9 protein-coding genes are annotated in these 12777 nt (G+C 43.4%); 7 read left to right on the top strand and 2 right to left on the bottom strand.

Going from position 1 to position 12777, the window contains the following annotated elements; all coding sequences use genetic code 11:
* Positions 1-3: 3 nt before the first annotated feature.
* Positions 4-1002 (bottom strand): aminoglycoside phosphotransferase family protein, encoded by a 999-nt coding sequence (locus J8Z24_RS13345; RefSeq protein ID WP_252094825.1) that lies wholly within the window; start codon positions 1000-1002, stop codon positions 4-6.
* A 112-nt stretch (positions 1003-1114) separates the two neighbouring features.
* Between J8Z24_RS13345 and lptD the strand changes: the two genes are divergently transcribed.
* From lptD to J8Z24_RS13380, 7 genes are all read left to right on the top strand, one after another.
* Positions 1115-3361, top strand: coding sequence for an LPS assembly protein LptD (gene lptD, locus J8Z24_RS13350; protein WP_252094826.1), 2247 nt, complete (start codon positions 1115-1117; stop codon positions 3359-3361).
* A 15-nt stretch (positions 3362-3376) separates the two neighbouring features.
* Positions 3377-4669 (top strand): peptidylprolyl isomerase SurA, encoded by a 1293-nt coding sequence (gene surA, locus J8Z24_RS13355; RefSeq protein WP_128730366.1) that lies wholly within the window; start codon positions 3377-3379, stop codon positions 4667-4669.
* Positions 4670-4674: 5 nt separating this feature from the next.
* Positions 4675-5667, top strand: a complete 993-nt coding sequence (pdxA, locus tag J8Z24_RS13360; RefSeq protein WP_252094827.1) for a 4-hydroxythreonine-4-phosphate dehydrogenase PdxA — start codon at positions 4675-4677, stop codon at positions 5665-5667.
* The gene (gene rsmA, locus J8Z24_RS13365) at positions 5664-6470 is read left to right on the top strand and encodes a 16S rRNA (adenine(1518)-N(6)/adenine(1519)-N(6))-dimethyltransferase RsmA (protein ID WP_125251587.1); all 807 of its coding nucleotides are present in this window, start codon (positions 5664-5666) and stop codon (positions 6468-6470) included. Before pdxA ends, rsmA begins: the two co-directional genes overlap by 4 nt.
* Positions 6454-6843, top strand: coding sequence for a Co2+/Mg2+ efflux facilitator ApaG/CorD (apaG, locus tag J8Z24_RS13370; protein ID WP_125251586.1), 390 nt, complete (start codon positions 6454-6456; stop codon positions 6841-6843). Before rsmA ends, apaG begins: the two co-directional genes overlap by 17 nt.
* Positions 6844-7170: 327 nt before the next feature.
* Positions 7171-7968, top strand: a complete 798-nt coding sequence (locus tag J8Z24_RS13375) for a symmetrical bis(5'-nucleosyl)-tetraphosphatase (protein ID WP_252094828.1) — start codon at positions 7171-7173, stop codon at positions 7966-7968.
* A gap of 456 nt (positions 7969-8424) precedes the next feature.
* Entirely contained in the window at positions 8425-10440 is a 2016-nt protein-coding gene (locus tag J8Z24_RS13380; RefSeq protein WP_125251584.1) for a methyl-accepting chemotaxis protein, read from the top strand.
* Positions 10441-10690: 250 nt separating this feature from the next.
* Here the strand turns inward: J8Z24_RS13380 and tkt are convergent, their stop codons facing one another.
* On the bottom strand, positions 10691-12685 hold the full coding sequence (gene tkt, locus J8Z24_RS13385) for a transketolase (RefSeq protein ID WP_252094829.1): 1995 nt from the start codon (positions 12683-12685) through the stop codon (positions 10691-10693).
* Between the last annotated feature and the right edge of the window lie 92 nt (positions 12686-12777).

Below are 12777 nucleotides of genomic sequence, written 5' to 3' on the forward strand. Positions count from 1 at the left end.
GCTTTATTTGGCGCTAAGTTTGACTTTTGCTTTAGGCATTATGTCATGCCTAATCCAGCTTGCAAGCCACTGAAATTCATCATACTTCTGAGCAGCTTCAAGAATGTAATCGAGCGTTGGCAAAATATTATCTAGATACCCGCCTTTCCCATCTCGTTGCAATAGTCGCGTAAATATTCCCGCAGCCTTGAGGTGTCGCTGCAACCCAGTAAGATCAAAGTAATATTGATATCGACTAAAATCCATATCAGCTAACAGACCTGCGGCATGTAATTTATCAAAACTATATCGCTGCAACATTGCAAACTCATCAGTAGGCAATCGCGTGTAACAGTCTCTTAGTAAAGACACACTGTCATACGTAACAGGCCCTTGCACGGCATCTTGATAATCAATCAAATACCACTGTGACAGATGAAAAATAACATTACGACTGTGGAAGTCTCGGTGCATCGTCACTTGTGGCTGTTCGAGCATAACCTCGACCAACCTTGACTTGACGTTTTGCCATTGTATTTGTTGCTGCTCTGTCAGCGAACTTTTTAGCCACTTTGTCACCAGCCACTCATGAAATATTTCCAGCTCCATGGCAATAAAGTCAGCATCATAGGGTTTCATCCACTCACTGGTCGGCGTCTGAGCAATATTTGGTAGCAAATCTAGCAACGCTTGATAGTCATGCAATCGGGCGTGTGTATCTAGCCTGTCAGCAAGGTGAGTAGAGCCCAAGTCCTGTAGCAATACCAAACCGCACTGCTCATCCTGTGCAATAATACTTGGCAGATTTAGCCCTTGCTGTGTGAATACACTGTTTAATGCTACAAATGGGGTGTTATCCACTTTATCCACCGGACTTTCCATCAGCACCCATGACGCTTCTGTACCTTTTGCTACACGGTAATAGCGGCGAAAGCTAGCATCTGAGGTAATGGGTTCACAGCTGAATTGATGGGTTTGCAATGCTCGCTGTATAAATTCTACACGCTGATTTTGACTACTCATGGATTAACTATTACACCTTCTACTTGTAAATATTTAAATGCTACTGTATTTCCGACAGTTTTCATTTATCATGATGAGCTTATTATTAAATGCTCAGCTAATAGGTTATTAAATGCGCAAAATTTTGGGCTTAGCTGTATTGTCTGCTATTCACTCTACTGCTTTTGCTAATACGAACATTGTCGCGGCACAATGTAAAGACTATATGCAGCCAGAAAGCTGGAAGCCAATAGCCTCGCTGCCCAAAAACGCCATTGATATTGTTGCTGATGACTTGGAACTACAAGGTGCTGACAGCGCAGAGTTTTCAGGCAATGTCATTATTAATACCGAAACCATGAGCTTAGCAGCCAGACGTGCACTGATTGATAAAAAAGAAGGGCTACTAAGTGCTTCAGGCCCGCTCCTTTATCGCGATCAATTTACCAAAGTACATAGTAATGGTCTCTTCGCTGATTTAAATGCTAACACGGTCAGCTTGCTTGGTGCTGAATATGAGCTTACTGAGCAGCTAGGTCGTGGTGGTGCTGAAAAGTTACACGCGTCTGGAAATCAAATATCACTCGATAACTCTAGCTTCACTACCTGTCCAAGCGATGATCCCTTTTGGAAAATAGAAGCAAGTAGTATCGTGCTTTCTCGTGAGGATGGCTGGGGAGAAACATATAATACGGTGTTCAAAATTTTGAATACGCCGGTGATTTACCTCCCCTATTTTACCTTTCCAATCGACAGTAGGCGCAAGTCAGGGCTGCTCACACCAACCATCTCTAGCTCAAATAAGTTTGGTTTGGAGTTAATCACTCCTTATTACTTGAACTTAGCACCAAATTACGATGCTACCTTAACGCCACGATATATGGCCAATAAAGGCTTCCAGCTTAACACTGAGTTCAGATATTTGACTGAGCAACACCAAGGTAAAGTTGCTGTTGAATATTTAAGTAAAGATGACTCAGATCCACAGCTAGATGACCGATATTTAGTGCATTGGCAGCAAAAAAGTTACTTGAGCGATAACTGGCGTGCGTTCGTTGATATTACCAATGTCAGCGATGATAACTACCTGACTGACTTAACCTCAGAATACGCCAATGAAACAGATACTCAACTGTATCGCACTGGTAATGTTAGCTACTTAGGCGAGGACTGGTTGGTCGACATTAAACTGCAAGACTTTGAAGTCCTTGGCGACCACAGAGAGTCCTATACCACGTTACCGCAAATTAGCTTCCGTACCCGTGAAAGTTACGAGTTTGCCAACGTTGATTGGGATTTTGAGGGTGAATTTGCTTATTTTCAAAATGATTCATTAGCGATCACTGAAGCGTCAAGACTACATTTAGAACCCAGAGTCTCATTCTCTCGCAGTGATTATGCTTGGTCTTTTACCTCAGAGGCTCGCTTACTTCATACTCGCTATGATCAGAACATCAAAGAACTCAATTCGGACTATGCAGAGTCTGTCAGCCGGACGTTACCAAGTGTCCGTATGCACGGCCAGCTCAACTTTGAACGCAGTACAGAGTTTTTCTTCGAGCAAGGGGTACAGACATTAGAACCACAGCTACAGTACTTATACACTCCACATAGAGAACAAAGTCAAATTGGTTGGTATGATACTGCTAAGTTACAAGATGACTTCATTGGTCTCTTTCGCGCCCGCAGATATTCAGGTTACGACCGTATCGCAGAAGCAAACCAATTCACTATTGGTGCAACCACACGAATTTTTGATAGTAGCAATGTCGAGCGCTTTAACTTTAGTGCCGGTCAAATCATCTATCTAGAGTCCTCTGTAAAGCCATCTGCACAACGCTTCAGCGACGATACAAATTATAATTCGCTGTTTGCAGCTGAATCCATGCTACATTGGCATAAACGCTGGTATCTATCTGGTGGTATTCAATACGATGTCGATAGCAAAGATTTGGTACAATCTCACTTTACTTTAGACTACAAAGGTGACGACAAGCAGCTTGTGCAATTGAACCATCGCTATGTAAATGATGTCTCAGACTATGAAATAGACCAAGTCGGTTTATTCACGAGTTTACCAATTGACGATAACTGGCAGTTTGTAGCAAGCTATCACCGTGATATGACAGCAAACAGAAGCGTTGAATCCTTTGTCGGCGTTCAATACCAGTCTTGTTGTTGGGCGATTCAAGTGACAGCAAACCGACAAATTGAAACAAACTTAAACCAAACACTCACTCATGATGAGGCAGTGTTTGACTCTGGCTTTAGCCTGAAATTTGTTCTTTCAGGACTTGGAAGTCAACGCAGTGGTGATGCAAGTAAGCTCCTTCAACAGGGTATTTTTGGTTACCGTAGACCGTATTTTTTGAATAAATAGAATTTAGAAAGCCGTATGAATTTAAAAAAGTTGTTATTAGTGGCCTCCTTGAGTGCAGGCCTATTTACTCAAGCACATGCTGAGCGTGTAAAACTTGATACTGTTGTTGCCACCGTCAACGACGGCGTTATTTTACAAAGTGAAGTTGACCAAATAATTAACCGCGTAAAGGAACAAGCCGACCAGCAAGGGACCGAGCTTCCAAGTGACAGGACACTTCGCTTACAAGCGATTGATAAGCTCATTGAGCAATCGCTGATGCTACAACTAGGTGAGCGCATGGGTATGCAAATATCTGATGCACAACTTGACCAAACCATTGCCAATATCGCGCAAGACCAAGGTGGTACTATTGCTGATCTACGTCGCTCGGTAGAAGCGAGCGGAGAAAGTTTCCAAGCATACCGTGAAGAGATCCGCAAAGAAATCACCACAAGCCAGGTACGCCGAGCCAGTGTCGACCGCCGTATTTATATCAGCCCTCAAGAAGTGACGAATTTACAAAAAATTCTCAGCGAGCAAACTGGCAACTCCGAGGAATATGACATTGGCCACATTTTGATCAAGATACCAACGAAAGCGACGCCCGAAGAAATTGAGGATGCCCGTCAGCGTGCTGATAACGTAATCAAATTCTTGAACGAAGGCAAAGAATTTAAGCGTATTGCTATCGCCTCTTCAAGTGGTTCAAAGGCGCTAGATGGTGGCCAATTAGGCTGGATGGGTATCAACGAAATGCCAACTTTGTTTGCAGAAGCAATAAAGGGAGCGAAAAAAGACGACATCGTCGGTCCACTGCGCTCAGGCGCGGGTTTCCACATTCTGAAAGTACAAGATATTCGCGGCCGTGAAGTGGTGGAGACAGTCGAAGTACGCTCTCGTCATATCTTAATCAAACCTTCTATCATTTTAAGTGAAGAAAAAGCACGCTCAATGCTTACTGGCTTTGTTAAGGACCTACGAGCTGGCACCGCAGACTTTGCAGCACTAGCGAAAGAGCACTCTGAAGATCCAGGCTCTGCCCTTAAAGGCGGTGAGTACGACTGGACAGATCCAACAACTTACGTACCAGCATTTAGAGATACTTTGTTATCTCTAGAAAAAGATCAAATCAGTGAGCCGTTTAGAAGTACTTTTGGCTGGCACATAGTGCAACTGCTTGATAAGCGCGTTGCAGACAAAACAGAGCAGGCTAAATTAAACCGCGCTCATCGCCTACTATTTAATCGTAAATTTAAAGAAGAAAGCTTTAAATGGATTAAAGAAATGCGTGATCAAGCACATATTGAAATAATGGAAACGGAATAACGACCATGACCCTCAGAGTCGCAATTACACCGGGTGAGCCTGCTGGCATAGGTCCAGATCTTGTTATCAAATTGGCTCAGCATGCTTGGCCCGCTCAGTTAGTTGCGGTAGTTGATAAAAGTATCCTAGAAAAACGCGCTAAAGAGCTCAACGAGCAAATCGTACTATTGCCATTTGACAGCACTCAAGCACCACAGCCTGCCCCCGCAGGCGCTATCTACTATTTACAAGTAGATAAAGGTGCTGAGGTGGTTGCCGGTCAACTAGATGAAGCCAATGGCCACTATGTGCTCGAGACGCTTCGTATTGCCTCAGAAAAAAATATGGATGGTACTTTTGCTGCAGTTGTTACCGGCCCTGTGCATAAAGGCATTATCAACCAAGCGGGTATTTCATTTAGTGGCCACACTGAATATTTTGCGCAGCAGTCTGATACTGCCGATGTGGTTATGCTACTTGCAACGGAAGGACTTCGCGTTGCTTTAGTAACCACTCATATTCCGTTGGCTTATGTATCAAAAGCGATAACCCCTGAGCGTTTGAGCAAAGTGATACATATACTCAACCACGACTTGCAGACAAAGTTTGGTATTGAACAACCACGAGTACTGGTATGTGGGCTCAATCCACATGCCGGTGAAGGTGGTCACCTTGGCCGAGAAGAAATAGACACGATTGAGCCAACTCTAGAAATACTCAATCAGCAAGGCATGAACTTAGTCGGCCCACTGCCTGCTGATACGCTTTTTCAAGCAAAATATTTAGATAATGCTGATGCAGTGCTTGCAATGTATCACGATCAGGGCTTACCTGTGTTAAAATATAAAGGTTTTGGAAATTCAGTAAACATCACCTTGGGATTACCTTTTGTTCGTACATCGGTTGACCACGGCACTGCTCTTGATTTAGCAGGCTCGGGCGATGTTGAAGTAGGTAGTTTTGAATTAGCGATCCGCGAGGCAATTAAGCTCGCAACCAAAAAAGCACAGAATGCATGACAGATAAAGTACATCTTGGACACAGAGCCCGTAAGCGCTTTGGTCAAAACTTCTTAAATGACAACAGTATTATCGACAAGATAGTAACAGCCATCGACCCAAAACCAGAGGATAACCTGGTTGAGATTGGTCCTGGTTTAGGTGCTATCACTGAGCCTGTGTGTGATTTAAGTGGCCATTTAACCGTTGTAGAGCTTGATAAAGATCTTGCTGAGCGCTTGATCCATCATCCGTTTTTAGGACCTAAATTAACGGTTAATCAAGGCGATGCAATGAAGTTTGACTTTTCTTCTTTAATCAAAGAAGGAGAGAAGCTGAAGATTTTTGGTAACTTACCTTATAACGTTTCAACCCCTTTGTTATTTCACCTGTTTGAATTTGCAGATCAGGTTGAACACATGCACTTTATGCTTCAAAAAGAAGTCGTTAATCGCATGGTTGCAGGCCCTGGGAGTAAGGCTTTTGGTCGTTTAAGTGTAATGACGCAGTATTACTGCCATGCCATTCCCGTCATTGAGGTACCACCGCATTGCTTTAAGCCTGCACCAAAAGTTGACTCAGCAGTCGTCAGATTGATCCCCAAAGAGGCTTCTCAACGTACAGCCAAAAGTACTAAGCTACTGAATACTGTATGTCTTGAAGCATTCAACCAACGTCGTAAGACGCTGAGAAATAGTTTATCTAACCTGTTAAGTGAAGCGCAGTTACAAGCGTTGGGTATAGATCCTACACTTCGTGCTGAAAATCTGTCGCTGAACCAGTTTATCGAAATTGCAAATTGGCTATATGACAACTCAAACTAAAATTGGCTCACCGATAAAAGTGTCGGTAGAAACCTTTTATGTTGAAGCGCAATCACAGCCTGAAAAGGAAAAATATGTGTTTGCCTATACTATAACTATCAAAAACCATAGCTTGTGTAATGCCAAGCTAGAGAGCCGCTATTGGCTAATTACCGACGCCAACGGCAAAGAAACGGAAGTGGAAGGTGATGGAGTCGTAGGTGAACAACCTACCATCCGTCCCGGTGAAAGCTATCAGTATACCAGTGGCGCAGTTCTCGATACCCCTTTAGGTACAATGGAAGGCTACTACGTTATGCGTAATGAGTTTGGCACCGAGTTTAAAGCACCAATTAATGTATTTCGACTCTCCTGCCCAAATATTTTGCATTAATGCCAATGTGTTTTAATACTTGCTCAATATAAGTGGGCAAGTATGACGCTGGCCTTGTCAACGGTTTATCTAAAGCAACTAGGTAACCAGAGCTCGGCAATAGACCACAGGTGAAGTAGCAACATTTTTGCCTCGCCGAGACGGGTGTAGTTACCTTGATGATAAGCTCACATCAGGGTAGTACAAGCTCCTCAAAATAGGCAGCTGAGTTAAGTAAATTGGGATAAGGACGCTGTTATTCAATGCAAGCGGGCTAGCCTGCTTGCCTCATTGAGGCTCAGCATTAGAATAAACACATTGAGTTATAAAATAGGCTATAGGCAAAGCATGGCAAAATACGCAATTGGAGATTTACAAGGCTGCTTCACCCCACTCATAGCGCTACTTGATCAAGTCGACTTTAATCCAAGCCAAGACCATTTGTACTTTGTCGGCGACATCATCGCCCGAGGCCCTGATCCGCTTGCTTGCCTAGAGTTTCTATATCAACATGCAGACTCCATTAGCGTTACACTTGGCAATCACGACCTCCACTTTTTAGCCTGTCTAGCATTAGGGATGGCACCCAACCCAAAAGACAAATTAGACGCGGTGTTTAACAGCCCTAAATGCCAAAAGTATGCTGACTTATTGCGTGCACAGCCACTGGCTATCTGGCTAGAACAGCAGCAAACTTTGATTTCTCATGCAGGTATTCATCCAAGCTGGAGCATAGAACAAGCGCTAGACTATGCACGCTTTGCCGAAACTATTTATCAATCTACAAAAGCCCCTGAGTTTTACGCCAATATGTATGGCGCTCACCCAGGACTTAAGCTTGATAAGCTCAGTGAACAAGATAAGTTCAAAGCCATTGTTAACGTCTTCACTAGAATGCGCTTTCTTAAGCAAAATGGTGAACTAGACCTAAAAAATAAATCAGGGTTAAAAGATAACGATGGTCTTATCCCTTGGTTTGAATATAGACAAATACCACCAAATGCGACATTACTTTTTGGCCACTGGGCGGCATTAGAGGGTGAAACACACCAAAAAAATGTGATTGCACTCGACACAGGATGCGTTTGGGGAGGGGCAATGACCATGATTAACATCGATACCGGTGAAAAGTACCAACAAGCATAGCCTACCAAAACACCTGCAATGCAATTAAATCGAGATATTGTCCGGTAAAGGTGTCAACTCAAAGCCCAGAGAACTCGACTAACCAGATGTTACTAGCAGAACAAAGCGGCTTATACGCATAACCCATATAATGCTTTACTCTTAATCTGCTCAAGCATAGTGAAAACACCGACTTGAGCGGCCCCTTTTCAGGTTCTCCAAGATACAAATTTGTGTGTACAGTGCCAGCCTGAACACCAAAGGCCATCAAGTTACAAACATAAACGCCTCTATCTTTATTCTATTGACTAACCTATATTCGATAAACAGACCTCCCTTGTGGCAAAATAGTCGCTATTTTTTGTAATCCGACCTTTTTTGCTGAATTTTTTCGTCACATCTGCTATAAAATACTTAACTTATCCGCAATAAATCCGATAAGTATCCGTATTGCATTGTAAATTTTGTAGGACAGCTATGAATTTGACTGTTAGCCAACGTATTTGGGGTGGGTTTATTACCATCACCTTGTTGCTTCTTCTTATCGGGGGTAATTCTTTAATTAGGATTGCAAACATTGACAACTCAACTCAGCAGGTAAACAGCCTCTCCTTACCTGCACTATCAAAAAGCTCTGAACTCAAAGTTGAGTTCACATTAATGAGCAAGATGGCGCAAGGTAGTTTTTATGCGCGCTCAGAAACAGAGCTTGCGACGCTGAGACAAATGTTTTCTGAGCGTCAGAAGATTTTTGATAAAACATACTCTGAACTCCAACAGGTGGTCGCTTCTAACAACAAACTTGCTTCAAGCAGCAGCGATGTTGGCAAAAGTTACGACGCATTTGTAAAAGCCATGAATAGCCTAGTCACTGAGAAGTCGTCAGAGCTTTCTTTGCGCGATAAGCTCAAAGAACAGTTATCTGATCTTGATATGGCTGCCGAGGATGCCACCATGGTAACGGTAGACATCATCGATTTAGATGGATTAGAAGATAGCGACAAACGCGCTTTTCAAGCAGCAAATAGTCTTGAGAACAACTTTTCTTCTGTGGTTACTAGTGCAAACGATTTAGTCACTGTTGAAGACACCAACACGCTAGAAATCGTTAGAAATGAGCAAAAGTATTTAGTTGAAGAGCTAGGACGAAATATCGACTTGATCCGTGGTCCAGTGACTGCACTTGATAGCGGACTATTCGCAGATCTTGAGGGATATTATACGGCTCTAAAAGATACAGTAACTGGTAGTAACAGTATTGCAGAAAACCAAAAGCGCCTGATACTCGCCCTTGCTGAAACCCAAAAAGAACTTGCAGACGCTGAAAAAACAACACAAGCGGCGCTTTCTCAGCTTGACGATTTGTTGTCAGAAGCAAGCCAAGTCGCGTTCAATTTGCAACAAGGTGTGCGCAGTGACGTCGGTAAAGCTAATTTATGGACTTGGATAGGTATGATGGTGGCGACTATTATGGCTGTCGGTGTTGCATACATTACAGTGAGTCGCATTACCAAGCCTCTTTCTGAAGTAAATCGAGTATTGAATATCGTAGCCAGTGGCGATATGACGCAGCGCTTAGATGATACCGCCAAAGACGAGTTTGGAGAACTTTCGAAAAGCTGTAATACGTTAATCTCGAGTTTACGTGAACTGATCACAGGTATTATTTCTCGTTCAACACAACTGGCAGCGGCCTCTGAAGAAACATCGACGATTACCACTGAATCGAGTCAAGCGATTAAAAATCAGCAAGCACAAGTTGAGCAAGCAGCTACAGCAACAACCGAGATGAGTAGCACTTCTCATGGTGTAAGCAACAGCGCACACCAAGCGTTGCAAGAAATCAAAAATGCTGACAAAGAAGCTGAGCGCGTTAAAGGTATCTCACACGAAAATAAACACACCATTGAGCAACTCGCCAAAGAAGTCGACGAGGCATCGCGTGTTATCAATAAACTACATCAAGATAGTGCTTCTATCGGAAGTATTTTGGATGTTATACGAGGCATCGCCGAGCAAACTAACTTACTTGCGCTTAATGCTGCAATTGAAGCAGCTCGAGCTGGAGAACAAGGTCGAGGGTTTGCGGTAGTTGCTGACGAAGTACGCTCTTTAGCAAGTAAAACTCAAGAGTCTACACAAGAAATTCAGGCGATGATCGAGTCTTTACAAGCAGGTGCGGAAGAAGCCGTAAGTGCAATGTCGAAAGGTAAACAACAGGCTGAGTCTTGTGTGAACCAAAGCGACCTTGCCAACGAAGCATTGAACTCTATTACCGCAGCCGTTTCACAAGCGCATGATGTAAGTGAAGAAATCGCTAATGCAGCAAACGAGCAGCAGCAAGTAGCGCAAGAAATTAGTGAACGTTTAGAGTCTATTGTTACGATTGCTGAGCAAACGGCTGAAGGTGCAAGCCAGACGTCAATTTCAAGCTCTGAAGTGGCGAAACTCGCAGAAGAGCTGCGCTTGTCAGTCGATCAGTTTAAAGTTTAATACCAATTTGAGTTAATACTTGCTCAATTTGAAGGAGTAAATCTGACGCTAACAGCGTTAAAAATTTCTTATTTAGAACAACTAAATAGCAAAATTTTTGCCTCGTTATCGACAAGATTTTCTCGCCTCAAAATAGACCACTTAATTAAGAAAATTGGTACAATTGAGCACACGACTTACTGAATAGAATTGCTATAACAATAAAAAAAACCCATGCAGAGCATGGGTTTTTTTATTTCTTTTTAATCGCTTATGCAAATAATGCGTTTGCTTTCTCAACGATGTTTTCGACAGTAAAGCCAAATAGTTTAAACAGCTCACCTGCTGGTGCTGACTCACCAAAGGTAGTCATACCAACGATTGCCCCATTTAACCCGACATACTTGTACCAGAAGTCTTCAATACCTGCTTCAATTGCAACACGGCGTGTTACTGAGCTTGGTAGAACGCTTTCTTTATACTCTGCAGATTGTGCATCGAAAATATCCGTTGAAGGCATAGACACAACGCGTACTTTTTTGCCATCTGCACGTAGTTTATCAGCAGATTCAACCGCAAGTTGTACTTCTGAACCCGTTGCAATCAGGATGATTTCCGGCTCACCATCACAAGACAGTACATAACCACCCTGCTTAATAGCAGCTACTTGCTCAGCAGTACGAGGTTGCTGCTCTAGCCCTTGACGGGTAAACACTAGGGCAGATGGACCATCGGCACGCTCTATTGCTTGCTGCCAAGCTACTGCAGACTCAACTTGGTCACATGGACGCCAGCTTGCAAGATTTGGGGTGGTACGTAAGTTTGCCATTTGCTCAACAGGCTGGTGCGTTGGACCATCTTCACCAAGACCAATTGAGTCATGAGTGTAGACAAAAATACTTCTTTGCTTCATTAATGCAGCCATACGTACCGCGTTACGTGCGTATTCCATAAACATTAAGAATGTTGCACCATAAGGGATAAAGCCTTTGTGTAGCGCAATACCATTCATAATGGCAGACATACCAAATTCACGTACACCATAGAAGATATAGTTACCCGCTGCGTCTTCGGCTGTTAAACCTTTTGACTGATCCCAAAGCGTTAAGTTAGAACCCGCTAAGTCAGCAGAGCCGCCCATAAACTCAGGAAGAATTGGGCCGTAAGCGTTTAAGGCATTTTGTGATGCTTTACGCGTTGCAGGATTTGCCGGATTCGCTTGAAGTTCAGCGATATACGCTTCTGTTTTTTCTGACCAATCTGCTGGCAAATCACCTTTCATACGGCGTTCAAATTCAGCGGCAAGCTCTGGGTAGTGCATTTGATACTCAGTAAACTTGATTAGCCATTCACTTTGTTGGTTCTGACCACGCGCTGTTGCATCCCATTTCGCGTAGATATCTTCAGGAATGTCGAATGCACCGTGCTCCCAACCAAGGAACTCACGAGCAGCTTTGATTTCATCGTCACCAAGCGGTGCACCGTGGCAATCGTGGCTGCCAGATTTATTTGGTGAGCCATAGCCAATAACGGTTTTACAACAAATAAGCGTTGGTTTGTCAGATTCAGCTTGAGCCGCTTCAATTGCGGATTTAATCGCGTCGCTATCATGACCATCAACATCAGCAATAACATGCCAGCCGTACGATTCAAAACGCTTCGGTGTGTCGTCGCTAAACCAACCTTCAACTTCACCATCGATTGAAATACCGTTGTCATCCCAAAATGCAATGAGTTTGCCAAGTCCAAGTGTACCTGCCAACGAACATGCTTCGTGTGAGATCCCTTCCATCAAACAACCATCACCTAAGAAGGTGTAGGTATAATGGTTTACGATGTCATAATCTTCGCGGTTAAACTGCGCAGCTAAGGCTTTTTCAGCAATCGCCATACCTACCGCATTAGTGATACCCTGACCAAGTGGGCCAGTAGTCGTCTCTATTCCTGGTGCATAGCCATACTCTGGGTGACCTGGCGTTTTGGAATGTAACTGACGAAAGTTTTTAATGTCATCGATTGATAAATCATAACCCGATAAATGTAGCAATGAATAAATAAGCATTGAGCCGTGACCGTTTGATAATACAAAACGATCTCTATCTGCCCATTCAGGGTTACTTGGGTTGTGTTTTAGAAAGTCGCGCCAAAGTACTTCTGCGATGTCCGCCATGCCCATAGGGGCTCCTGGGTGGCCAGACTTGGCCTTTTGTACAGCGTCCATGGAAAGAACGCGAATTGCATTAGCAAGTTCTTTGCGAGATGGCATGAATTCTCCTACCTTTAAATGTGTTTCGCGGGGGTTGAGCCCATTCTTACTTATTTATATGGCCTACTGCAACGGCAAAGACCATAAAAAAA

The sequence above is a fragment of the Pseudoalteromonas sp. SCSIO 43201 genome (assembly GCF_023716725.1).
GTDB lineage: Bacteria > Pseudomonadota > Gammaproteobacteria > Enterobacterales > Alteromonadaceae > Pseudoalteromonas > Pseudoalteromonas peptidolytica.